Here is a 26,468-nt window from a genome sequence, read left to right on the forward strand (position 1 = left end):
TATATAATAATGTAATAATTTAGCGGATTTAACGGAGGTTTAACGAAACTCACATGGCGGAGCTTTTTTATCTGGCAAAAATCGGAGAAATCAATCTTAAAAAAGGGAACCTAAAGGATTTTGAACGGCGGCTTGCGCAAAACTTCAGAAGCTATTTTGACGGAGCGGTGCCGAACGTACAGGTACGCGCCGGACGGATGTATGTACGGGCTGATGAGGCCTTGCAGCCGCGGGTAGAAGCGGCTTTAAATCACCTTTTCGGTATTACGAGCTGGGCGCAGGCAAAACCGGCAGATAAAACACTCGAAGCTATTTCCGAAACGGCTGTTGCCGAAGCAAAAGCTTTGCAGGCGCAAGGTGCACGCACCTTTAAAATTGAAGCCCGCCGCGCCGATAAACAATTTCCCCTTACTTCCTATGACATTGCGCGGGAAGTAGGAGGCACCATCCATACGGCGGGGATTTTAACCGTCGATGTGCATAACCCCGATGCGGTTATCAGTATCGAAGTGCGCGAAAAGCAAGCCTTCATTTACGGCGTTGAGCATATCGGCAGGAGAGGTCTTCCATGCGGCTGTTCGGGGCGGGCGCTGCTGCTGCTCTCGGGCGGAATCGACTCCCCCGTTGCCGGATACAAAATGCTCTTCCGTGGTATGAAAGTCGATTACGTGTATTTTCATTCCCATCCGTATACATCGCCGGAAGCTCAGCAAAAGGTAGAAACCTTAGCCGGTATTTTAGCTCGTTACGGGCTTGGCGGATACATTACCGTCATATCGTTTACCAAGGTACAGCAGCACCTAAAGCGGACGGTGCCGGAAGCCTATTTGACGCTCCTGCTCCGTATGTGTATGATGCACACGGCCGAAATGCTGGCCGAAAAGGTCAATGCACAGTGTTTGGTTACGGGAGAGAGTCTCGCGCAGGTGGCAAGCCAAACAATCGAAAACCTTACAATTACCGACAGCTGTGCAAAACTTCCGATTCTACGTCCGCTTATCGGTATGGACAAGGAAGAAATCATACGCTATGCGGTTGATATCGGTACCTATCAAACTTCCATATTGCCGTACGAAGATTGCTGTGTGTTGTTTTCTCCCAAGCATCCGGTATTGCATACACGGCAGAAGGATGCCGAAGATATCTATGCGCGTATAGACATAGAGCCGCTGCTTATGGAAGCCTTCGAGCAGCGTGAGACAAAAAAAATAGAATGGACGCTGCTATAAAAACGTGAAGAGAGGATATTATTTAATGCATAAAAAGTTATTACCTGTTTTATATCTTTTGATTTTTTCTTCTGTTCACTTAGTGGGCATGAGCGCTGATGAGGCATATCCTGTTATTGAAAAAATAATTTCGACTATGCCGATGCGGAAGAACAGTATCTATTATGTAAACGATGAAGATATACAACTCATACTCGGCGCAGCAGCAGAGACGAGTATTAACTTGTTTGAACTGATCGATTGTATGTACCGTTATCTTGCGATGAATAACAAACGGCTTGAAATTTCGGGGATACTCTTCCGTAACGCACGAACATTGTTTAGTTATGGAGGATATCCTGTCGAACAGCTTTTACCGATAGATAATCTCGTGAGCGTACAGGTTGGGGCTTGTTTTAATCAAAACCAAAATCCGCTTGAAATGGAGCTTGATGCCCCTTACAGCGTTTACATTGAAATTGCAACGGCTGTCTATGATACTCGATGCGGTTTTACTAAATTGCAGCCGTTTAATTTTCTGGAATCTTATGGTATGTATATTAAAAAATGGAACATTACAAAACAGATACGAAAAATCCATCTGTATGAACCCGGCTTCGGCGCTGTATACGCTCAAGGCTTCTTTAAACCGAAAAAATGGGAGCTGAGAGCTATCAGTCGAATTCCTTCTCAGTCCGCCGAACCTTGAGATTTCAGCTCATTATTTCTTTCCTCAAGACCCAGTTTTATTTCTTCTTCGCGCGCAATATCTCGCTCAGCGGTTTCAATTAATTTTTCATATTGTGTAATCCCTTCTCGATATCCGGCGATCGCTTTTTGTAAGGTTTCTATTTTATGTACCTCACCGGCAAGGGCGATTTCGTTTTCGATATATTCGATGTCGATCGCATTTTTCCCAAGCTTTACACGATACTCCGCAATAGCATCTAAATACGGTTTAAACAGTTCCGGTATGCCGGTAAGAGGTTCGTCGGTTTTTTCTCCTGCCTCGGTATAAAAGATATCGCTATACTGTGAACCTTGTTGTCTTTCGGCTTCCTCAATTTTTTCATCCGTATTTTTTATGATGTCTGTCAGAATATTGATCCGTTTCTGAGGAGTATCGGCAACACCGCATTCCGTTAGCGTTTCTTCAAGTTTTTTCTGCTCGGTATTCAGGGTTTCCTTTCTGTCTTCCATCTCATCTTGTTTTGAAACGATTGCTTGTAAGGAAAGATATGCTGTTTCGAGTTGTTCCGGAAAGGATGCACCGCGTACTTCTTTTATAACCTCATCTGTTAGAGACTCCTCTCCTGCCTCAATAATTTGTTCGTTCATTTTTTTCTGCAGGCTGGTCAATTTATTTTTTAAAGACAGCAACTGTGGACTCAATGTCAGTTTTTTGAAAAAATGTGCATCGTTTTTTTTGTGTTCAAGTTCTTGTTTTTCTTGCTGTACCTTTTCGATAGACTCTTTGAGCGGTTCAATCGATTGTGCAATGTGTGCAATTTGGGGAAGTGAATTATTTTGATAGGTTTGGAAGAACAGTAAAATAAAATCATTCCGCGTGTTCTGATAGGTACGCTGCTGTTCATGTAATAGTTTATCAACTTCTTTAGAAAAAACTTTTAATTCATTTTGCCGTGATTGTGCTGTCTTAATGCTCAAAATAGTATCCGAATCCTTTCGGCGAGATTCCCTCAGCATTTTCCACGCTTCAAAATCTTGTTCGTCGATGTGAGGCGTCGGTTCTTTACGCTGTAAAACATATTCGAATTGGGCTTCGCCGCATTCTCTGTACAATGAATTAAGCATTGTTTGTAAATTTTCCCGATCTTTTTTTCTGTCCGCTAAATTTTTCTTCAGATTATCCATACAAAACCGCCTTTGTTCATCCCGTGAATATAAGATTAAGAGAACACTATCAATATATACGTTTATCGTAAAAAATACTATATCATCGGTTCAAACACGCTACTGACTGGAAACATCGCTATCAGTGCCAAGTTCAAAAGTTGACCTCCTTGTCAATTTTTGAACGCGAGTTTTTGCTGTGCAAAAAAACGTTGCTACTGCTTATAACCACGGACATCCGTGTCCGTCCTGAAACTACAAGGCGCGAACAAAAATAAAGCGGAGGCACGCCACAGAATGTACATCCTATACATTCTGTGGCTACGAGTTTAGCTTACGCCTAAACTCGTTACAGCTTTACATCCCCGCCATCCGTGGCGCTGTTGACCAGTGTACGTCCGTGTACACTGGTCAACGATAAGTTTTTCTACCGAAAAACTTACTGCTGCTTGGAACTACCGCCGTCCTTGGCGGAAATGATACGTTGAGGATTAATTTTTATGAAGCGACAAAGTAATTACCCGTATATTTTCAAAAGAACAAAAGGATGATAGAATATGATCATGCATTTAAGTATTTGGGCGCTCGCAGCTCTGTGGTTTTTTGTTTTTTTAGGGGGCTTTGTCGATTCTGCGGCGGGGGGCGGAGGGTTAATCTCGTTGCCTGCTTATTTATTTGTCGGGCTTCCACCGCATACCGCAATCGGGTGTAATAAGTTTTCATCTGCGTGCGGCACCACACTTTCCGCAGCGCGGTTTTTTAAAAACGGCGCGGTTGACTGGCAGGTCGCGGCAGTTTCCGCTGTCTGTTCGTTTGTCGCTTCATATCTTGGTATCAGAATCGCATTGATGATCAATCAGGAAACGCTTAAAACCGTATTGGTTATCGTTCTCCCGATTGTCGCTGTGCTTCTTTTATTCAAACGCAACTTCGGTACTGAGAATAAATCAGCCGATATTCCGAAAAAGAAAGCGCTTATCTTGGCGGCCTGTACCGGTCTAGTGATCGGATTCTACGACGGACTGATCGGGCCGGGAACGGGTACCATTGCGATTATCGTTTTTTCCGCAGGGATGAAATATGATCTCAAAACCGCTTCCGGTAATGCAAAAGTTATGAATCTCGCATCGAATTATGCATCGCTCATTGCTGTCATAACCGGCAACAAGGTCATCTATTCCATTGCAATTCCTGCCGCCGTATTCGGCATCATTGGAAACTATATCGGGGCGGGGTTTGCAATAAAAAAAGGCACTGCGTTTATCAAACCGTTGATGATCTGTGTTATTATCCTGCTGTTCGGAAAACTCTTTTACGATGTTTTCGGGACATTTCTGTTCTCATAGGCGCTTATGAACTATACGCTTTACGACCCTTATGACTATCCACTGTATCGTCCGCCGAGCGAGGCTTATTCTTTAATCTTACAGGTAACACTCGGCTGTTCGTACAACCGCTGCGTCTTTTGCGGAATGTATCAGACAAAAAAATTCCGGATTAAGCCGATTGAAACGGTGAAGCAGGAACTTGTGATGTTTGCCGAACACTACCGCCGTGTTGATAAGGTGTTCTTGGCTGACGGCGATGCGTTAACCGCCCCGACGGAATACTTGGCCGCGGTGTTGGACGCGATTGCTGCCGTTATTCCGCAGTGCAAACGGGTTTCCTGCTATGCAACTCATCTCAATATCAGACAAAAATCTCCGGAAGAATTAAAGCTGCTGGCCTCAAAGGGGTTGACGCTTTTGTATCTCGGTGTGGAAAGCGGCGACGATGAAACGCTCAAGTTTATCCGGAAGGGAACAACGGCGGTGGAGCTGATCAAACTTTCCAACAAGGTGAAAGATGCGGGGATGGAACTGTCGGCAACCTTTATTTTAGGGATTAATGGCGCCGAACGGGATAATACGCAGCATGCGATTAAAACCGGTGAGATTATCTCCAAAATGTATTTGACGTATGCGGGGCTGCTCACCTTGCGGCTTGAAGACGGCAGCTATCTTACCAAAGCCGCCGCCGAAGGAAAATACACGGTTGTCGGGATTGAAGAGGTTGTAAGAGAATTAAAGCTGATTTTAGAGAATATCCATGTTGAAGAGATGACCGCTCCGGTGATTTTCCGCTCCAACCACGCCTCAAACTTTTTAACGTTGAAAGGGACGCTGCCGCAGGATAGGGACGCGATGCTCGCGCAAGTCAACCGCGTTTTGGAGCGGGGCGTATATCCTGAACACCGGAAATATTATTTATAGGGCATCTTTAAGAGCCGCATTTCGGCGATCGAATGTATATTTCCTTTATAAGGTGGCCGACCGTGCAGCCGTTTTCCGGGCGGCGGCAATGACTTCTTCCGCTTGAGCCTGCGTAATCCGCGCCGCGGCGGCCGCCGCTTCCACGGAAGCGGCGGCAAGCTTTTCAATACTTGAAAAGCTGCGCAGCAAACGCGCAGCCCGTTTTTCCCCGATGTGGGGCAGCTGTTCAAACTGTAAGTGCAGTTCTTCTTTTGAGCGTAACCGGTTGTTGCGAGTGTTGGCAAACCGGTGCGTTTCGTCGCGTACCCGCTGGAGTACCCGTAAGGCTGCGCTCCGCCGCGGCAGTACAATCGGCTTGTTGATATGCGGCCGGTAGAGTTCTTCATTTTTTTCTGCAAGCCCCACCAACGGAATATCCAGCTCCAGTGCGTCGAGTACCGCTTTGGCCGCATTTACCTGCCCGATGCCGCCGTCTATCATAATTAGGTCGGGCAGCTCTGCCGCTTCGTTCAGCAAACGGGTATACCGCCGCGCCACCGCTTCCCGCATGGAGGCATAGTCGTCGATAATGCCGTCCGTGGTGCGTAGCCTGAAAATCCGGTAGTTCTTTTTGTCGGGATTGCCGTCCTTAAACGAGATGAGGCTTGCAACCGTGTACTTGCCGTGCAAATGAGCGATATCGAAACCTTCGATACGGTGGGGCGGCCGGTCAAGCGATAATATCTTTTGGAGTTCTTCCAAGGCAGGGAAGTCTCCCAGCTCCTTTATGCGGCGGGCAGCGTCCTCTTTTGCGTTAAACTGTGCCATTGCAAGCGCCGCTTTATGCCGCCGAAGTACGGAAGGAGGCAGCCGGTCTACTGCAAACCGCTCCGGTACGTTTCGGTGGTCTACACCATCTGATGCAGCTGTTGTTTGTTTTGATACATTCGGTTCGCTTGCACTGTCGGATACCGGTGCCGTTTCAGCCGTACTGGATACTCCTAGGGTGCCGGTTGTTTTGAAACTATTAGCAGTACTGCTTTCGGCATCACTTATGTCAGGTGTAACGGCGCCATATACCGGAGTTTTTTCAGCGGCTGCCGCTTCGGTGTTATCAATATGATATGAATGTTCGTTCACAGCGGTGAGGCTTTCCGTGTCCGTTGCAGAGGCTTGTTTCCGATCTTCCAACGGAATCGCCGTGATAGTAACTTTAACACCGAGCCGGTCGGCAAACCATTGTTCTGCGAGTTCGTATTCTTGTCCTGCACATACAAAGATATGCGGCGGAATCTGCTTCGGGTCGGTATAGTATGCAATTAAAAATTCAGGTAATACCTCGGTTTCATCTTTGAGGCTTTCCGTCCGGTATAAGTCCCGTCCGACAACCTTGCCGCCCCGCATTTTAAATACCGTAAACGTAATCAGCGCTCCCTCAGCCGCCCAGCCGATATAGTCGCGAGCTTCCGGATCCATATCTTCAACGGAGTTTTGGCCTCGAAGCGCCCGTACTGCTTGCATCCCGTCTCTGATACGGGCGGCCTTTTCAAACTCACGGGCTGCTGCTGCGGCTTTCATCTTTTCCGTTAATTCGGCGAGCGGTTTTTTCAAGTCTCCTTCAAGCAGCAGCGCAATTTCATCAATATCCTTTCGATAATCGGTTTCGGAAATTTTATCCGCACAGGGAGCGCTGCATCGGCCGATATGAAAATACAGACAGGGCTCGCGCTTCTTTAAGCGCTTGCATTGCCGCAGTGTATAGGTCCGTTTAATGAGCGACAAAAAATCATCAACAGCCGGCACATTGGGGAAGGGACCGAAATAGCGGGCGCCGTCGTTTTGTATCCGCCGCGTTCGGTACAGCCGCGGATAGCGTTCATTGGTAATTTTGAGCACGGGATAGGTTTTCCCGTCTTTGAGATTGATATTGTAGCGCGGCTTGTATTTTTTAATCAGATTATTTTCAAGCAGCAGCGCCTCATACTCATTATCGGTTTGAATATACTCGATACGGCGCGCACGCGAAACGAGAATACGGGTTTTAATATCCCGCTTTGACGCAAAATATGAACTCAATCTATTCTTGAGCGATTTCGCCTTTCCGACATAAATAACGATATCTTTTTCATCCCGCCACAGATACACGCCGCTGGTTTTAGGCGCCGACAGCGCATATTGATGAAGCGCTTCACGTACGTCCGCTTGTTCACTCATATCGTAAGGATAATACTAAGACCGGTGCGTAATGGCAATATTGATAGAACATAATCGGATGTTTTTATAATTTATGGATTATTCCAAATACTCGGTTAGATTTAATTAAGAAATGATGAATTTTTGATGTGAATTATAGTGCTTTTTCCAGCCATTTTCCTCCGAAGGTCGTATAAGGACTGTAGGAGATGTGAATGACTAGGAAACCCTTTGAAGAACTAACCATTTCCGATGACTTTATGTTTTGTAAAGTCATGGAACACGAATCGCTGTGCCGGCCGTTTCTTGAAATGCTCTTTAGTACACAGATCGATAAAATCACATATCTTTCGTCTCAAAATACAGTTACGACTCATTTGGGCGCAAAAACAGTCCGCCTTGATGTACTGGTAAAAGATGAAGACGGTACATCCTACGACATAGAAATGTTTTTTCCGATAGACATCCGTGCCTATCGGAAAAACGAGTTTTGCCTTGTGTCAAAACATCGCTGCTGCATGGAACCAGCGGCATCCGTGCCGCTGCTGAAACAGACTTGTCTAAAAAAGCCTTCCGTTAGCCTTTTGTAAATAGGCGGAGTAGATGCTAGGAGCGTACAAAAAACACCCGCAGGCGTACTTGCTGTACGTCGAGGACTGTTTTTTGTTAAGCGACAACGCAGATACCCGCATATTTTCAAAAGATACAAAAAAGATTATATTGAGAACGCAAAAGCATTTAAAGAAACAGACAATCAAGAGTTACAAGGTTTTTTACAGTATGTGAAAACAGGCAAAGCAACAACCGATTACACGAGGAGGATAGAGCAGATGATACAGACGGTAAAACACAACGAATTAGCACGGAAAGAATACCACATATTACCGGCAGCCCTGATGGATGCCTTTGACGAAGGTATTGAACAAGGCAGAGTCGAAGGAGAAGCGAGAGGTAAATTTCTTGGTCTTGCCGAAGGTTCCCGCCAAAAAGCGCTTGAAACGGCAAAGAACTTATTGCAATTCGGCTTATCTGTACAAAAAATAGCACAGGCAACCGGGCTTACCAAAGAAGATATTGAAGCACTGTAATCTACCTTTACCTAGTATTGCAGATGGCAGCGCGATATTGTAGAGCGATAATTAAATATGCTACAATTCGCGGCAACGATTTTTTATAGGAGATGTTATGAAAAAATTGCTCTGTGTTGTATGTGTATCGGCTGCAATGCTGATACCGGTTTTTGCCTCTGCGGGTGCGAAAGAGTATGAATATACCGAACAAGATATATTTATCACCGCAGGAGATCATGAAATTCCTGCTACGCTGACACTTCCTAAAGGAAAAGCCGACGAAAAATTTCCTGCAGTGGTGATGCTGCATGGAAACGGTTCAAACCGCCATGAGGCAGGTATGGCTTACGATTACACTGCGCCTGAAATGGCACGTGCCGGTATTGCGACGATTCGGTTCGATTACATCGGAAACGGCGACAGCAAGGGCGATTATATCGACTTTACCTATGATAAAGGTATCGAAGACGCTCTGAGCTGCTATCAATATCTTTGCGCACTGAAGAATATCGATGCAAAAAGAATCGGGATTATGGGATGGAGTCAAGGCGGAAGGCTCGCTCTTTTAGCGGCTGCACGGAATGATGTCTTTAAAAGTGTGCTTACATGGGCAGGTGCCTACGATCAGAAAAGCGGAGAACAAGAACAATACGAAATAGCAAAGAAAAACGGTTATTATGAAGTAACCTATTCATGGCGGCCGCCGCTTAAACAAAGCCCCGCTTATTATGAAAATGCAATAGCAATCAATTATCCGGCGGAACTTGCTGCGATTAAAGCCCCGATTTTAGCCATCGCAGGCTCCAAAGATGATGTAGTGTTGCCTTCCGTAGCGCAGACGATAGCCGCCGGCGCCAAGAACAAAAAAAGCCGCGCCCTTATTCTGGAAGGCGCTGATCATACGTTCCTTGTATTCTCCGGCGATTTAAGTATGCTGCATACCCTTACCGGCGAAACGATTGCATGGTTTAAAAAGACTTTATAAACGCATAAAAGCAAAAGGTCGCACAGAATAGGACAGTCGCATCAGGTAGATTAGATAAGAATCGCAGAATGAGTGAGGCTATGAGACCATTTGAACCATCTTCGACTGTTGTACATCCGTGTACCTCTCAACCGATGTACGTCCATGTACATCGGTTGAGGACAAGTTTTGTTCCAAAACTTGTTTCTGACCTATCCCACGCCCATCCTTGGGCGCATTGAAGGCGAGATTTGTGCGTACACAAATCTCGCTGTACTGACAGGAAGTCAGTGGTTCCAAACAGTATCGAGTTTTTCATCAGGAAAACTCGAAGCTAAAAAATGTACAAGGATGTACATTTTTTAGCGATGCCATCCTTGGCAGTTCTGGTTGAACAACCTCACTTATTCTGCGGGGCTACTAAAAACGGCCTGATGCGGCTGCCCTTTTTGTTAAATGACGGTTCTTTTCGATCTTCCAAATTCATACCCTATTAAACCCTATTAAATCTGCCTGTTGATGTATCTCAAGAGTGATTTACTGAGGCATAACAGCACGGCGCAAAATTTCGTTGATTCTTGTTTGATACCCTTTACCGCCTGCTTTTAACGCTTCCAAAACATCAATATCAATTTTGATATGAACATCAGCTTTTTTCACTTTGTACCATTCTGGATGTATTACATGGGCTGGTTTCATTTGTGCCAGCTGCTCCGACGTGAGCGGAGGGCAGTCAGGATCATCAAATTTTTCATCGAAAGCTATTATTTCTTCTATACGCTCTTTTGATAGTTTAGGTGATTTATTAATTTCGTCTAAAGTCATTGTTTTTATAGCCATTTATTTCCTCCTTGTTCGCCTTGCGAGCTGATATAATCCTCAGTGTACCGTCATTCCTCTCTGTATAGACAACAAACAGGATAGTCTCGACAAACCCAATGGCATTCCACCGTTCTTCAGAATCACATGGATCTGGAATAAGAAGAAGGTGAGGATCAGTAAATATCTGACACGCCTCTTCAAAAGAGATGCCATGTTTTTTAATATTTGTCTTATTTTTCTTCTCGTCCCATTCAAAATACATGAAAGGTTACTCCATAAAATAATGTACATCATGAAATGGGTGTTGTCAATATCGTAAACAGTGCCAAGAACAAAAAAAGCCGCGCCCTTATTCTGGAAGGCGCTGATCATACGTTCCTTGTATTCTCCGGCGATTTAAGTATGCTGCATACCCTTACCGGTGAAACGATTGCATGGTTTAAAAAGACGTTATAAACGCATAAAAGCAAAAGGTCGCACAGAATAGGGCAGTCGAATCAGGTAGATTAGATAAGAATCGCAGAATGAGTGAGGCTGTGAGACCATTTGAACCGCGAAGAGGTTCAACTCTACTTGAACAACCTCAATTATTCTGCGGGGCTACTAAAAACGGCCTGATGCGGCTGCCCTTTTTGTTAAATGACGGTGTTGTCGGGAATAATTGCGTTCTTGGTGATAACGTAAATGCGGTCAACAACGTGATAATAGCCGTAATCGCCGTCGGGCGGGATTTCTCCCATACCGATAGAGACATTATGCCCGATACGTGCGTTTTTATCGATAATCGCTTTTTTAATATGGCAGTTCTTTCCGATACCGACACATGGAATGTCGGCCTTTTCATCTCCTGCCTTGCTGCTTTCGGATTCGTAGTAGTCCGCTCCCATACAGACAACCCCTTCCAATACGCTGCCCGATTCGATAATGGTTCGGATACCGATTACGGAGCGGGTAATTGTCGCATAGGTAATAACACAGCCTTCACTACAGGTAACGCGATCCAACTGCGCCCCGTTGATTTTTGAAGCCGGCAGATTTCGGTAGTGAGTATAAATCGGCGCTTCCGCATCATAAAAGTTAAACTGTGGAGTAATTTCCGTTAAATCGAGGTTTGCTTCGTAAAAACTGCGGATAGTACCAATGTCTTCCCAATAACCGTTATGCACAAACGCCGAAACCTTATGATCTTTAATTGAAGCGGGAATAATTTCTTTTCCGAAATCGGTCATGTTGTTGTTTAAGCAGTCTTCCATCGCCTTTGCATTAAAGATATAAATACCCATCGACGCGAGATATTCTTTATCGGGGCTTGCGACCGAAATACCCGACTGTGCAGGGATCTTCCATTCATCAATGTTTCTATCGGGACCGGGCTTTTCCATAAAAGCGGTAATATTCGATTTTTTATCAATCTGCATAATACCGAATCCGGAAGCGTCGCGGCGGTTTACTGCCGTACAGGCGATGGTAATGTCTGCACCGGAAGCTTCGTGCTGCGCTAAAAACTCTTTTAAGTTCATACGGTATAATTGATCGCCTGAAAGGATGATATAGTATTTCGGATCTTGCGTTTTAAAGTGAGGAAAGTTTTTTCTTACTGCATCCGCGGTTCCTTCGTACCAACCCGAATGCTCAAATGTCTGTTCTGCAGCAAGGATTTCAACAAAACCGTTTGAAAAACTGTCAAAACGGTATGCCCGTGCAATGTGCAGATGCAGCGATGCGGAGTTAAATTGAGTCAATACATAAATTTGCCTAAGACCAGAGTTAATACAGTTGGAGATAGGTATATCGACAATACGGTGTTTCCCTCCGAACGGTACAGCCGGCTTTGAACGGGATTGAGTAAGCGGGTATAAACGGGTTCCTTTTCCGCCTCCCAAGATAATCGATAATACTTTCGGCATATATCCTCCTTTTATGATATTTGCAGGGGCGCATTCCGCAAAAACCGAGAGAAGTATCTATGAACACACTGAGATTTAAGCGTTGTTCTACTATAAGTATAAACGAGTTTTTTATTTTTTGCCATAAAATAAATAAGAATTATTCTTGGCTATCTTTAAAAATTCGGTTTGATTTTTATGTGATGCACCGCTTCTTTTTCGGTTAGATTTAACGTGATGCAATGCGCCCGCTTGACAACAGGGATTCCGCATTATAAATAGTGTCAAAAAAACAGTAGCTCACACGGTATAAAAGATGGTAAAATGTTCTTGGGGTGGAACAATGACATTACAAGAATCATTTGAGAACATTAAAGACGAAAGAATCGAAAGATGCAAGAAACACAATCTCGTCGATATACTGATGCTCGTGTTTGTGGGAGTGTTGTGCGGGTATAAAAGCATAGAACAAATACAATTTTATGCGACATTAAGCGAACAAACCCTTAAAAAATATCTGAAACTGGAAAATGGCATCCCCAGCAGCGATACGATTCTGCGAGTGCTTGCAAGGATTGATGCAAAGCAGCTTGAAAAAGTATTCATAGAATATGCACGAGAGACATTCGGCAAGCATATTGCAGAAAATGAAGTATTGGCGATTGACGGAAAAACTATCCGGCGCTCTGAATATGCACCAACCGGCGAAGATAAAAGAGCCCATAAAGCCGCTCATGTTGTTTCGGCTTGGGCGCACTCTCTGGGTGTGTGTTTTGGGCAGGTGAAAACAGAAGAAAAATCAAATGAAATCACCGCCATTCCTGAACTTCTGGATCTGTTAGACTTAAAAGGGATGATTATTACTATAGATGCGATGGGTTGCCAGAAAAAAATCGTTGAGAAAATAGCAGAAAAGGAAGCGGAGTATGTCATTTCTCTGAAAGGAAATCAGCAATCGATCCATCGGGATGTAAAAGAGTTTTTTGAGCACCCTTGTGATGACGCTTATTGTCAGTATTACAATATTCAGCGAGGAGAATATAGCCTTGAAATTGGACACGGACGAATTGAAAAACGCACCTGTTATCTTTGCGGGAATATTGATTGGCTTTCAGAAAAAGATGAATGGAAGAATCTCAATGGCGTTGGAATGCTCGTGTGCGAAAGAACGGTAAAGAAGACTGGGAAGAAATCCGTTGAACAAAGATATTTTTTGACCTCACTGACAGATGTGCACAAGGCAGCATTTGCGATGAGGGCTCATTGGGGGATAGAAAATAACCTGCATTGGGTTCTCGATGCAATTCTCGATGAGGATTATTGTCTTGTACGAAAAGACAATGCGGCAGCAAACTTAAGCGTCTTACGAAAAATTGTCTTGAATATACTCAAACAGGTTGACTTTTCGGATATCATAAAAGCAAAGAAAATGCCGCTTCTCCATAAGCAACAAACGAGAAGATTGCCTCGATAGAGTATTGCAGTCGTTATAATGCGGAATCCCTGCGCTTGACAAAGTATTGAATTATCGATATATCATTAAATGATATTTAGTAATCTATGCGGTATTGTGCCGTCCTCTAAAAGTTATCCATAAACGTAATTGTACAAAAAGTCTATCATTAACAAGAATAAAGTTCTAAGGTCTTACTGTCGATATGAGAGGTGGGATAGCAGAAAGTTGTGCCGGTCATGTCGTTACCGCTCAAACGGGAAAGCAAGACGGTAAAGTCTGTCGCAGAGAAGCGAAGCAGAAGAAATTAAACCTGTTCGGAAACTTCCGTTTCTGAACAGGGTACCTTGAAATGCGATGTTCTAAATCGTGCTATTTGTGCGATTTAGAACTCGTCGACCTATTCGAAAGCGCATTTATCGAATAGGTCTATTATAGTGCGTTTTTACCACCGGAGTGTGTTAAGAATGCTTGCTAAATGAAGTGGAGAAAATGCTTATGAAAAAGATGGATCGTGCAGTATTCCTTGTACTGATTGTATTAGCGGCTATTACAGGCTTTGCTTGTAAGAACAATATCGGTTTAGGCGGTCAGATAGATATTCTTCCGCCGATTGGGGAAATTACCTATCCTGATGGGGGAGGGGCAATACGCGGTTCATTTGTCTTAAAGGGGACAGCGAGCGATGACGATGGTATCCAATCGATTTCGGTTGTTTTTGAAAACATCAAAACGAAACAAAAGAGCCAAGTATATGACGTCGGAGGATTTAGCAAAGGCAGCGCCTCGGTAGAGTGGACGGTTCATATAGACAACGAAGCGAATGAAAATGGATACGATATTCCTGACGGTGAATATGAAGCAATCGTTACCGTTACCGACAAGGGTGGAAAACCATCCAAAATTACAAAGAATTATAAAATAGATAATAGACCGCCCCAAATAGAAATACTGAGTCCCGATTTATCTAAAAATCAGAGTGGTGATTTTACGATGCGCGGGTCGGTTATCGATATACTCAGCGGTGTAAAAAGCATAAAATATATCGTCGGTAAACAAGATAGCAGCGATATAACGAAAGAGCCTGCTAAAGACGCTACCAATTGGAACTCGCTTGATGTATTGGCAGATATATGGACGATCGATTTTACTAATGCGGATAGTATCACGCAAAAAGCAAAAGCTGAAAGTCTCGGTAAAAAGGTTGACGGGCTTGCAGCGGGAGTAGAACTGTATGATATTCCACTCTTCTTTTTAGTGGAAGATAAAGCAGGCAATGCCGGTATTGTCAGTCACATAATAAGAGTAGACCCGAACGGAGATATTCCTGAAATAACGGTACGATCGCCTGACGCGGATAAAGTTTTAGGCGGTACGATCCGTATTTGGGGAACAGTGAGCGTGCCCAATCCTGCAGCGGGAGTGGTCAAGGCGGTGATGATTCAGATTACCGATAAGGTAGATGCTTCCGATAAACCGGATTTTAGCGAGAGTGCTGTATTCGGCAGTACTGACTGGTGTCCTTCTGAGGGGAAACAATTATCATATACGGAGGGAAGTCCGTATTGGTCGGTAGAAATAAACAAAAGTAAAGAATTTGACGCTTCAAGCGGTACGCAGCGGGTTATTTGGTTTAGATTGCGTGGTAAAAATGATAAGAATATTGCCGGTCAATGGACAGCGCCGATTAAAGTTACCATCGATAAAGCGGCTCCGACCATTACCGGTATGAAAGTTGCAACGGATGGTAATATCAACACGCCCATTCCATCATGGCCGATAGACCCTGAAAACCAAGACTATGTTTCAAATATGTGGATAAAGGGAGATGATCTTTATTTATGTGCAGATTTATCGCATGATGCCGGTATCGAAAGAATAGATATAAACGGTACCTATATCGGTCAGGAGGTTTCTTTAACGGGGAACAGCGAAATAACCGGCTATAAGCTGCATAATCAGCAGTGTTTTGAACAAGACGGTCATAACTACAAAATGCGGATTCCGTTAAAGACGACGGCGAATCCTGCAAATAATAACGGATTTACTATTAACGTTATGATAAAGGCTAAAAAACAAAAACAAGGAGATATAGACGGTTTAACCGCTTCAACTTCGTTCTCTTTTAAATACGATAATACTGCTCCTACAGCGGTGTTCGGTACGAAAATAGCTTCATCTGGTACCGTGCAGGTAAATGGAACTTTGTTTACCGACCCTGCGTTAATAGGGAAAACAAATATCAATACTTCGATGAAGTTTTTTGCTTCGGGCGAGGATATTGCAATTACCGCATTCGACAAGAATACCGGCGAAGTTACGCTTGCGTCTGCTCCAGCCAATCCTACAAAGGGGTATCTTATTTACAGCCCCATTGAATATTTGACGCCTGACACGAGCGGTAAAGTGTGGGTATCCGGCGCTGCGTATGATGTAGGTGCGGGAGTTGAAAAAGTTGAAGTAAACTATAATGGTGTTGCATCAAGCAAAATGACTTTAGAGTTTCCGAGCGGCGTGCGAACGGATGTCGGTAACGGTGATGTAAACTTTGTAACATGGAAAGGTGAACTCGATGTCAGCAGCTTTGTAGATGGTACGGGGAAAATCGTCATTACGCCGATTGACCGTGCAAATAATGCCTCTGCTCCGATTGAAGTACCCGTAAAACTTAAAAAGGAGCCTTTGAAGATAGATTCTGTAGCATTGGGAACGGATATGAACCGGAACGGCGCTATCGCGGATGTCGGCTCTACGGTGGTTGAAACCAAAACATTGGCGCTGACATATAACGCAGCAAATCCTGACGGTATCGACAGTGAAAAATATGATTGGCACGGTAAAGCTGACGGCGGTACGTTTAGGTTTAAAAACAATACGTCGCACATTAAAATTGGAACTGTCGGCGGAAGCGGCGCTAAAAAGTATACACTGAAATGCGTAACAAACGGTACTGACATTCGGAATCTAATAGCTTTACCTTCAGATGGCGTTATTACGCTGAATGCGGCTGATTTTACTAAAATAGGTCAAAGTGATGACCTTGCCACAAGCGACCCCAAAAAGCGTAAGCTTCTTCTTACCGTATGGGATTCCGCACAGGGGTTAACCTGCGGTACCGATACGTGGATGGCAGAACTGGAACTTGATGTTATTGTCGATACTACAGACAGAATTGCGCCTACAAACACTATTGATCCATTTAAGTGGGTTTCCGAAACTGAAAACAGTTTGTACGGCAACAGCCGCGATAACGGACACATCGAAATCAAGGCAAGCGGTAATTCGCAGGTTTCCGGCAAAATAAGCATTACCGGTACTGCGTATGACGATCAGGTTATTACGGAAATTTGGGCAAAGATCGACGGCTTTACGTTCACCGGTGCAAGTACTACGGATGCTCAAGTAGGTCACAGGCTTGCAACGTATAGTACTTCAACCGGTAATTTTACGGTAGAATCCGGTAATGTTGATACAAACGGATGGAAGTTTACTGTTGTATCGAATGAGTTCAGTGTTGAAAAGGGTCATACCGTTAAATGGCAGCTCGATTGGGATAGCTCAAAGATAACAGGCGGTGTCGGCTTGAATAAAACGATTATGGTAACGGTAAAAGATACCGCTCAAACCAATACGGTTTCAAAAGAGCGGAAGGTCGATGTCGTGCCGTATATTACCGGTGTCAGTAGAAACAGTACATACAATACAAACAGAGCGCGAAGCGGCGCGATACCCTTACTCCGTGGGGAAGCTGGCAATACGATTACAGGCTTTAACTTTGAAGGAAACGCTCCCTCTTTAAAGATTACTGAAAATAAAGACGGAACCGGTTCTTCAGTTGCAATGGAGAGTCTTACTTTAAGTGGTGATAAGAAGAGTTTTACCTTTACAGTTCCCAATACGGCAAAAGACGGGTATCTGCATCTTGTGGTAAACGGTGTCGCTGCGGTGAATAATACAAATGCGTATACCGAAAGCAATATGGAAAAATCCAATACATACGGAACCGCAAAACATTCTGACGACAGATTTGTGCATATCTGGCGTGTAAATAAAGAAGATACGTTTAAGGGCAGCAAAAATGCCATTTATCCTGCAATGAGTAAAGGAACTGACGGAACACTGTATGCTTCGTTCAGTAATTATTCAAAGTCGGAAGTGTATTATTCAAATGCATTTACAGGAAGTGGTTCTGTTACAGCCGGAGATGGTGCAACAAGAGTATTTACCGGATATGACCCGCCGGAAGAAACCGATATAACCGTGAATGGAGCGGAAGTAAATGTACTGTATGCTGCAAATTATCATGGAGGTCGTGATTTTGACTGGGGAAATGGAGACTCTAGTTATCCTTGGAACGATACCCAATCTGCAAATGCTGGGGGCTTATATCTCTATGATAAAGATGCATCTCTGGTAGAGGTCTGTATAACCCCGAATCGTTATTTTAGGATATACCGGTTTGAACTGTTTACCTATGATAACGAATTGCAGCAGTTTAAAAACATACGGACAGTGCGTTCCGGAGACAATATTTATACGGTTTACTATGATCGGTTGACCGGAGCCGTAAAATTCGCCTGGGTAGATGACAGCAAAAAGCCGAATACAAGTGGTCAAGCGCTTCCGTGGTGCGTCATTGACGGCAATACCGACGTAACCGATAGCGAATGCAAAGTACCTGACGCTCCGGCTGGTGCTCCGGATGCTCAAAAAACATTTACATTTGTAAATCCTGACGGTTCAACTGCTGTGGCGAAGCCGTATGTACTGAACACGAACAGCTTTGAAGAGGGACTTTCCGTTTCAAGTGCGGTGTGGGAATCCATCGCCGTTACGGTAACTAAGGACGGATATCCTGTTGTAGTGTACATGGATGCTGCTACAGGAAGCTTGCGCCTTGCAAGAAGTACGTCAAAACAGCCTAGTTCGCCCAATCATTGGAAGATACAAAGCGTTCTCGCTTCTTCGGACAAGAATGGTAAGAATGCAAGCGACTACATCAATGCATGTATCGGCAGCGATGGAGTTCTGCATATTGCATTCCAAAACACCAAGGGAGAACTCGTATACGTAAAATCTACGAATACTCCTAATGACGGTTCAACAAAGTATACGTTTGGAAAGTCGGAAGTACTGGATGATTCCGGTACGTCTATAGATATGACCATGGACGGCGCAACTCCGTATATCACGTATGTGTCCCGTCCCAATTCATACGATGCTATCCGCATTGCCTATAAAACCTCTATGGACTTTAACAATACGGGAACGAATGAAGAAGGCTGGGAAACAATGACCGCTCCGCTTAACCAACGGGCGGCAAGCGGCCGTATCTGTATTGAAACGAAGGCAAAGCATTACAATACTACGGAGAAGATGCCTGTTGCGGTAGGGTTTAAAACCAGTTCGGATTACCGCGCTGCATTCTATGTAGGCAAGTAGTTGCTTTTGTAAAGTAAAATAAAAGTTTTGGGCATCGTTAATCAACAACCCCGACGCAAGCGTCGGGGCACAGTGCTCAACGTTTCGCACTGTGTGTTCTATAAGGTGGTTGCAGTCGGCTTTAATACCCTTTATTACGACGCAAGCGTCGGGGTATTAAATCCTCCGCACGAATAAAGTTCTGAGGTATTACTGCCAATATGAGAGGCGGGATACTCTTGGTATAGTATAAAAGCAAAGGAGCAGTGTATGAAAAAGGCACGTATTGGAAAAACAGCATTAGTAGCAGCATTGATAATGTGCTTTACAGCCTTATTTACGACGTGTAAGAACAATATCGGTTTAGGCGGTCAGATAGATATTCTTCCGCCGATTGGGGAGATTACCCATCCTGATGGGGGGGGGGCAATACGCGGTTCATTTGACTTAAAGGGGAAGGCGAACGATGACGATGGTATCCAATCGATTTCGGTTGTTTTTAAAAACATCAAAACGAAACAAATGAGCCAAGTATATGACGTCGGAGGATTTAGCAAAGGCAGCGCCTCGGTAGAGTGGACGGTTCATATAGACAACGAAGCGAATGAAAATGGATACGCTATTCCCGACGGTGAATATGAAGCAATCGTTACCGTTACCGACAAGGGTGGAAAGCCATCTACAATTACAAAAAACTATAAAATAGACAACAGACCGCCCCAAATAGAAATACTGAGTCCCGATTTATCTAAAAATCAGAGTGGTGATTTTACGATGCGCGGATCGGTTATCGATATACCCAGCGGTGTAAAAAGCATAAAATATATCGTCGGTAAACAAGATAGCAGCGATATAACGAAAAAGCCTGATGAAACCACTGCAGAGTGGAAAGCGTTTGAATTATCGGGAGATACATGGGCTATTACCTTTACCGATGCGGATAATATCACGCAAAAAACAAAAGCCGAAAGTCTCGGAAAAAAGGTTGACGGGCTTGCAGCGGGAGTAGAACTGTATGATATTCCACTCTTCTTTTTAGTGGAAGATAAAGCAGGCAATGCCGGTATTGTCAGGCACATAATAAGAGTAGACCCGAACGGAGATATTCCTGAAGTAACGGTACGATCGCCTGACGCGGATAAAGTTTTAGGCGGTACGATCCGTATTTGGGGAACAGTGAGCGTGCCCAATCCTGCAGCGGGAGTGGTCAAGGCGGTGATGATTCAGATTACCGATAAGGTAGATGCTTCCGATAAACCGGATTTTAGCGAGAGTGCTGTATTCGGCAGTACTGACTGGTGTCCTTCTGAGGGGAAACAATTATCATATACGGAGGGAAGTCCGTATTGGTCGGTAGAAATAAACAAAAGTAAAGAATTTGACGCTTCAAGCGGTACGCAGCGGGTTATTTGGTTTAGATTGCGTGGTAAAAATGATAAGAATATTGCCGGTCAATGGACAGCGCCGATTAAAGTTACCATCGATAAAGCGGCTCCGACCATTACCGGTATGAAAGTTGCAACGGATGGTAATATCAACACGCCCATTCCATCATGGCCGATAGACCCTGAAAACCAAGACTATGTTTCAAATATGTGGATAAAGGGAGATGATCTTTATTTATGTGCAGATTTATCGCATGATGCCGGTATCGAAAGAATAGATATAAGCGGTACCTATATCGGTCAGGATGTCTCTTTAACGGGAAACAGCGAAATAACCGGCTATAAGCTGCATAATCAGCAGTGTTTTGAACAAGACGGCCACAATTACAAAATGCGGATTCCGTTAAAGACGACGGCGAATCCCACAAATAATAACGGATTTACTATTAACGTTATGATAAAGGCTAAAAAACAAAAACAAGGAGATATAGACGGTTTAACAGCTTCAACTTCATTCTCCTTTAAGTATGATAACAGTAAGCCTACAGCAGTGTTTGGTACAAAAATATATTCGTCGGGTATCGTAACGGTGAGCGGTACTTCGTTTACCGACTATGCATTGAAAGGAAAAACAAATATCAGTACGTCGATGAAGCTTTTTACTTCGGGCGAGGATATTGAAATTACCGCATTCGACAAGAATACTGGCGAAGTTACGCTTGCGTCTGCTCCGGCCAATCCTACAAAGGGGTATCTTATTTACAGCCCCATTGAATATTTGAAGCCTGACACGAGCGGTAAAGTGTGGGTATCCGGCGCTGCGTATGATGTAGGCGCGGGAGTTGAAAAGGTCAAAGTAAAATATGGCGATCCTTCTGCAACCGAAGTTGCTTTGGAGTTTCCGAGCGGCGTGCAAACGGATGTCGGTAACGGCGATGCCAACTTTGTAACATGGAAGGGTGAGATTAATGTAAACGGTTTTGCAGACGGCATAGGGGAAATCGTCATTACGCCGATTGACCGCGCAAATAATGTCTCTGCTCCGATTAAAGTACCCATAAAACTTAAAAAGGAGCCTTTGAGGATAAGTGCTGTAGCATTGGGAACGGATATGAACCGGAACGGTGCTATCGCGGATGTCGGCTCTACGGTTGAAACTAAGACATTGACGCTGACATATAACGCAGCAAATCCTGACGGTATCGACAGCAAACAATACGATTGGCACGGTAAAGCTGACGGCGGTACGTTTAGGTTTAAAAACAATACGTCGCACATTAAAATTGGAACCGGCGGCGGAAGCGGCGCTAAAAAGTATACGCTGAAATGCGTAACAAACGGTACTGACATTCGGAATCTAACTGCATTACCTTCAAATGGCGTCATTACGCTGAATGCGGCTGATTTTACTAAAATAGGTCAAAGTGATGACCTTGCCACAAGCGACCCCAAAAAGCGTAAGCTTCTTCTTACCGTATGGGATTCCGCACAGGGGTTAACCTGCGGTACCGATACGTGGATGGCAGAGCTGGAACTTGATGTTATTGTCGATACTACAGACAGAATTGCGCCCACAAACGAGATAAATCCATTTAAGTGGGTTTCCGAAACTGAAAACAGCTTATACGGCAACAGCCGCGATAACGGACATATCGAAATAGGAACCGATTTACCAAGTACTTTTAACCAAACAACCGGTCTTATGGATAAAGACGATAAAGTTTCCGGTAAAATAAGCATTACGGGAACTGCGTATGATGATCAGGTTATCACGGAAATTTGGGCAAAGATCGACGGCTTTACATTTACCGGTGTAGCCGGCGCCGTTTTGGGAGGCGAAACGAAACTGGCGGCGTATAATACTGCAAACGGTACTTTTACGGTAGAACCCGATAATTTTGATACAGACGGTTGGAAGTTTACTGTTGTATCGAATGAGTTCAGCGTAGAAAAGGGGCATACCGTTAAATGGCAGCTCGATTGGGATAGCTCAAAGATAGCGAACGGCGTGGGCTTGGATAAAACCGTTACGGTAACGGTAAAAGATACCGCTCAAACAAATACCGCGTCTGATAGCAGGAAGGTTGATGTCGTGCCGTATATTACAGAAGTTGAAACCGGTATTAAAACACTGCTTGGAAAAGATTTTATGCGCAGTGCGGCGGGGGCATATACTGTACGGGCAAAAGCATCTGCGTCGGAATATGAAACCGTAACCGTAACAGGATTTAATTTGCAGCCTACAACACTTTCAGGCAATGATTCCGACATCCGTTTATCCAAGTTTAAAACAGCGCTTGAAGGTACAACAAAGAAAGGTACGGGGCTTACCGCTTCTCAGGTTACCGCCGGTGATAATAGCAAATGGAAGGTAATTATGAAAGCTGCCGGCAACGGGTATCTTACATTTATTGTAAACGATATTCCGAGTATCAATAATATTGATAATAATGCAGCCGAATACAATAAAGAGGCATCGCTTATTCAAGCAAGTGCGGATAATGACTGCAAAATTGAACTGTGGGATTTTACACCGCTATGGGAGAGTACTGTTGCAACTTATGCAAAAAATGCCGTCTATCCTTCTATGGTAATGAAGGAAAACACCCCTCAGTTTGCGTACGTCAATAATGCCGGCGGATATGGTCTTGCGGAATTCTGGGATGGAAGCGCTGAAATAAAAATATATTCAAACTGGGATTTATTCACCTTTTCTGCGCTTGCGTTAAATAGCGATAACAGCAGGGCTGCCTTATTCGATATCAATGTTGCGCTTCGGGGCACTGGGAAGGCTCCCGATACCGGCGGAATAATGACAAACTTTTTCTATAATCCGCCCGATACAACACCGAATGGAACGTCATATTTTTTTAGGAATTATAACGTTTGGATGGACGGTTTATACAAGAGCGGGGTTACAGCTGTTTTGGATAGATATCAATATCCCTGCATCAAAATGGTTGGTACCGACAGCCTATCGCACGTATTTTATTCTACCTATGATGCGCTTGATGACCGCGTTATATTCCGGTATTTTAAAGTCGGAACGGATACAACCCTTGTAGGGAATAATAACAGTGCAAATGCACATAAGGTACACAAGGATACCGAAACGCTCAACCTCTATATCAATAAGAATGAGCTGAATCAAGTAACGTATAATAGTACTAACTGGCCTTCTTACAATGATAGCAACAATGATAACAGAAGATTTAATACCACTGGTAACTATAGCGGTACCACAACGCTGCCGCAAGTATTCGCAACCGGCGACGGTAATGGGGTGTATTCCGCTGCCGCGGGTGTTCCGGTTACGGAGACAGGCACTATTGTTACTGCTGCACGCGGTATTCTGGTTTACTATAGCGGCACATCGCTCAACTATATCTACGCAACAAATGATGAAAATACGTCATGGTCAACTCCTGTTGTACTTGATACGAACTGCGGCGGGGACTATGTGAGCATGGTAGTAGACAAAGACAAACATGTTCATATTGCATATCAAGATTCTTTCGGCGGTGATGTAAAATATATTTATATCCCGGAATACAGCAATCCTGCTAACAGAAAAATGGTAAAAGTTGATTCGTATCTTGCCGTTGGAGGGAAATTGACGCTTACGGTACACGGTAACACGCCGTATATTGCTTACAAAGGACTTGGAACTGTTGCCAAGGTTGCATGGTATAAAGCGAATAATGGTGTGCCTGCTGTCGCCTCTCTTGCCAGCGGTGTAAATAATAACGATAAGTTTACCGGTGCATGGGAATCGCAAATTATTCCCACACGCATTGTAGACAGCGATTCCAACCGGTTTAATATCGGCGTTGGAACTGACGGTAGACCGGTTATCGGGTACTCTAATAATCAATCAGGAAGTAAAGGCATTGAATATTTAACCCGAATGCCCGATTTAGCGGATTAACGATTTAAGGGATTAACATCAGTAAAATTAAAGGGCTGTTCTAAAAGGACAGCCCTTTTTTTGTGTGGGCGAAAGTGGGTAGTGGGGGATATTGATTTTATACTCTTTCTATTTCTTCTTTGCGAAGTTTGGTCATTTGTATAATAAAAGCAGTTTCATACTTTGCTTGGGAAAAGCATAGTACTTAGCGTCATCGTGGTCAAAAGTATTATTTAAAAATGTTGACGGAAAACCGATGAGCAAAGCTCACCTCTTGCTTAAATAGGTAGTAATATGTTAAACAGGTACGGCTTAGCATTACTTCCTAAAAGGATATAGTATGATTGAATATAAACCATATAAGTATACACGTTTGATACGATCTGTCATTGTCAGCGTATGCATGTTCTTTAGTGCGGTTGTTTATGCACAGAAAGCTGAAACCGCACAATCAGCTCTGATTGATGATGTGCCGGCAGAGACACCTCTAACCGATACGACTGCCGAAGTACCTCTTGCGCAAAGCTATCAAATAACGGCCGTCAACTACAATATTAAGGGGTTAACGCAGAAGCATCCGCTTTCTCAAGCAGTTCCGATCGACACCAGTCGTATTTTTGATTCGGAAGAAGTAATGCTGCGCTATCTCGATAATCTTGAACAGCAATTTAAAAATATTCGGGTTATTCAGTCAGTTCAAATCGATACGGAGTACGGCGCCCCAAATAACGAAGCAGTAATACCTGTTATGCTTACTATTGCAATCACCGATACATGGAATTTCATTGTAGTTCCGTATCCTTCTTTCGATTCGAATAGCGGCTTTCAGTTGAAGCTGAAAATGCAAGATTTTAATTTTATCGGAACATTGCAGCCCTTAAAAGTAGATGCAGTGTACCGTTCAACCGAAACAGGTCAGCAGATTTTTTCATCTTCAATCAATTTTGCATTACCATTTAAAGTAGGGGCATTTAATCTGTTATGGGATAACAGTTTTCAAATTGTTTATGCATACAAAGAAGCTCCGAAAATAAATATCGGTACCGGACTGACGGCATCAGTTAAATTTAATAAGCGCCTGTCTCTGACATTCGGTCTTTTACCTGAATTGGCAATTAACGATCGTGCATCAAGCCAAATGTCCATTACGAGTACGTCGCGAACCCATGAAGTGTCCCCTGAAAGGGAAGATCTCATCGTAGAGCCTCCTGTAGAGCAGACAGAGCAAAAACGGCCGAGCGGGTTAGGTTATTTATATCCTAATGACCGATATTATTTTAAAACAACATTATTTGTACGTGCTCCTGTTATGATTACTGAGGTGAAAAACTTCGGATCACTCGTATGGACACCATCTATGAGCCTCTCTGGAAACTGGGCATTTGATGGTATACAGGCGGATAGTCTGAGAACATGGACCTTTAACTGGGGACATACGCTTTCTCTTTCAAAGGTGAATTGGGAGTTGAATTTTAGAAAAGGTCTTTCATTTTCACTCGGTAATACCTACGCTTATCAATTTTACGACAAACGAAAGATGAGTATCGGTTTTTCCGCCTCTTTAGCAGGATATTATCCATTTATAAATAGGATTGGTATATATGGGCGGATGCAGTTTTTTTATCATTTATTCGGAAGTACGAGTACGCAGGCAGGTTCTACGCTTCGCGGAATCTTAAATAAACGGATCGATACGGACACTGCTTTTACCTTTAATCTTGACATCCCTATTCGGATTGTTTCATTGGATTTTCAAACTATTACCGGCGTTGCATGGACGCGATTTTTTAATTGCGATATTCAGCTTGTTCCTTTCTTAGATATCGCGTTATCACACGATAAAAAAACGGGACGGTATTATCATCCGGCAGACGGATGGTATGCGGGGGGACTTGAAGTAATCGTCTATCCTGAAAAAATGCGGAGTATTTACGTTAGGGCGAGTGTCGGCTTTGATTTAACGGAACTTAAAAATCTTTCCGGTTTAAGTGGGCGCGCAAACCGTGATGGAGAAGCAATTAGCGAAATCTTTATTGGAATCGGTCTACACTATTAAAGCGCATCTCTATCCCAA

General features: G+C 43.8%; 15 protein-coding genes and 1 pseudogene. 11 read left to right on the plus strand and 5 right to left on the minus strand.

What is annotated here, in order from left to right:
- Positions 1 to 53: 53 nt before the first annotated feature.
- Together thiI and DWB79_RS06845 are read left to right on the plus strand one after the other, a co-directional pair.
- Positions 54 to 1,229 carry a tRNA uracil 4-sulfurtransferase ThiI gene (gene thiI, locus DWB79_RS06840; protein WP_016523301.1) on the plus strand — a complete coding sequence of 392 codons (1,176 nt, stop codon included), beginning with the start codon at positions 54 to 56 and terminating at the stop codon, positions 1,227 to 1,229.
- Positions 1,230 to 1,254: 25 nt separating this feature from the next.
- Positions 1,255 to 1,917, plus strand: coding sequence for a hypothetical protein (locus DWB79_RS06845; protein ID WP_016523302.1), 663 nt, complete (start codon positions 1,255 to 1,257; stop codon positions 1,915 to 1,917).
- On the opposite strand, the gene DWB79_RS06850 is transcribed toward DWB79_RS06845, so the two are convergent.
- On the minus strand, positions 1,899 to 3,083 hold the full coding sequence (locus DWB79_RS06850) for a hypothetical protein (protein WP_016523303.1): 1,185 nt from the start codon (positions 3,081 to 3,083) through the stop codon (positions 1,899 to 1,901). The genes DWB79_RS06845 and DWB79_RS06850 overlap by 19 nt on opposite strands.
- Before the next feature lie 542 nt (positions 3,084 to 3,625).
- On the opposite strand from DWB79_RS06850, the gene DWB79_RS06855 reads away from it, so the two are divergent.
- Both DWB79_RS06855 and DWB79_RS06860 read left to right on the plus strand, forming a co-directional pair.
- Positions 3,626 to 4,408 carry a sulfite exporter TauE/SafE family protein gene (locus tag DWB79_RS06855; protein WP_040859537.1) on the plus strand — a complete coding sequence of 261 codons (783 nt, stop codon included), beginning with the start codon at positions 3,626 to 3,628 and terminating at the stop codon, positions 4,406 to 4,408.
- 6 nt (positions 4,409 to 4,414) lie between these two features.
- The gene (locus DWB79_RS06860; protein WP_016523305.1) at positions 4,415 to 5,314 is read left to right on the plus strand and encodes a radical SAM protein; all 900 of its coding nucleotides are present in this window, start codon (positions 4,415 to 4,417) and stop codon (positions 5,312 to 5,314) included.
- A gap of 45 nt (positions 5,315 to 5,359) precedes the next feature.
- Here DWB79_RS06860 and uvrC read toward each other — a convergent pair whose 3' ends face one another.
- A complete protein-coding gene (gene uvrC, locus DWB79_RS06865; RefSeq protein WP_016523306.1) occupies positions 5,360 to 7,507 on the minus strand; it encodes an excinuclease ABC subunit UvrC in 2,148 nt (715 codons plus the stop codon).
- Between the two features lie 194 nt (positions 7,508 to 7,701).
- Here uvrC and DWB79_RS12300 point away from each other — a divergent pair.
- Together DWB79_RS12300 and DWB79_RS06880 are read left to right on the plus strand one after the other, a co-directional pair.
- Positions 7,702 to 8,574, plus strand: a pseudogene (locus DWB79_RS12300) (nuclease/transposase family protein).
- 97 nt (positions 8,575 to 8,671) lie between these two features.
- Entirely contained in the window at positions 8,672 to 9,541 is an 870-nt protein-coding gene (locus DWB79_RS06880) for an alpha/beta hydrolase family protein (protein ID WP_016523310.1), read from the plus strand.
- A 516-nt stretch (positions 9,542 to 10,057) separates the two neighbouring features.
- Here the strand turns inward: DWB79_RS06880 and DWB79_RS06885 are convergent.
- Together DWB79_RS06885 and DWB79_RS06890 are read right to left on the minus strand one after the other, a co-directional pair.
- Entirely contained in the window at positions 10,058 to 10,360 is a 303-nt protein-coding gene (locus DWB79_RS06885) for a BrnA antitoxin family protein (protein ID WP_016523311.1), read from the minus strand.
- Positions 10,326 to 10,604, minus strand: coding sequence for a BrnT family toxin (locus tag DWB79_RS06890; protein ID WP_016523312.1), 279 nt, complete (start codon positions 10,602 to 10,604; stop codon positions 10,326 to 10,328). The genes DWB79_RS06885 and DWB79_RS06890 overlap by 35 nt, the downstream gene beginning before the upstream one ends.
- Positions 10,605 to 10,639: 35 nt before the next feature.
- On the opposite strand from DWB79_RS06890, the gene DWB79_RS06895 reads away from it, so the two are divergent.
- A complete protein-coding gene (locus tag DWB79_RS06895; protein ID WP_016523313.1) occupies positions 10,640 to 10,798 on the plus strand; it encodes a hypothetical protein in 159 nt (52 codons plus the stop codon).
- 179 nt (positions 10,799 to 10,977) lie between these two features.
- Here DWB79_RS06895 and DWB79_RS06900 read toward each other — a convergent pair whose 3' ends face one another.
- Positions 10,978 to 12,249 carry a glucose-1-phosphate adenylyltransferase gene (locus DWB79_RS06900; RefSeq protein WP_016523314.1) on the minus strand — a complete coding sequence of 424 codons (1,272 nt, stop codon included), beginning with the start codon at positions 12,247 to 12,249 and terminating at the stop codon, positions 10,978 to 10,980.
- Between the two features lie 295 nt (positions 12,250 to 12,544).
- Here DWB79_RS06900 and DWB79_RS06905 point away from each other — a divergent pair, with 295 nt between their 5' ends.
- The 4 genes from DWB79_RS06905 to DWB79_RS06920 all read left to right on the plus strand — a co-directional run bounded on the left by DWB79_RS06905 (position 12,545) and on the right by DWB79_RS06920 (position 26,450).
- A complete protein-coding gene (locus DWB79_RS06905) occupies positions 12,545 to 13,702 on the plus strand; it encodes an ISAs1 family transposase (RefSeq protein WP_016523315.1) in 1,158 nt (385 codons plus the stop codon).
- A 477-nt stretch (positions 13,703 to 14,179) separates the two neighbouring features.
- Positions 14,180 to 19,123, plus strand: coding sequence for a hypothetical protein (locus DWB79_RS06910; protein ID WP_206180987.1), 4,944 nt, complete (start codon positions 14,180 to 14,182; stop codon positions 19,121 to 19,123).
- Positions 19,124 to 19,372: 249 nt separating this feature from the next.
- On the plus strand, positions 19,373 to 24,415 hold the full coding sequence (locus tag DWB79_RS06915; protein WP_206180989.1) for a hypothetical protein: 5,043 nt from the start codon (positions 19,373 to 19,375) through the stop codon (positions 24,413 to 24,415).
- A 319-nt stretch (positions 24,416 to 24,734) separates the two neighbouring features.
- A complete protein-coding gene (locus tag DWB79_RS06920) occupies positions 24,735 to 26,450 on the plus strand; it encodes a BamA/TamA family outer membrane protein (RefSeq protein ID WP_016523320.1) in 1,716 nt (571 codons plus the stop codon).
- The last annotated feature ends 18 nt before the right edge of the window (positions 26,451 to 26,468 follow it).

Origin of the sequence: Treponema medium (genome assembly GCF_017161265.1) — a bacterium.
Classification (GTDB): Bacteria; Spirochaetota; Spirochaetia; order Treponematales; family Treponemataceae; genus Treponema; species Treponema medium.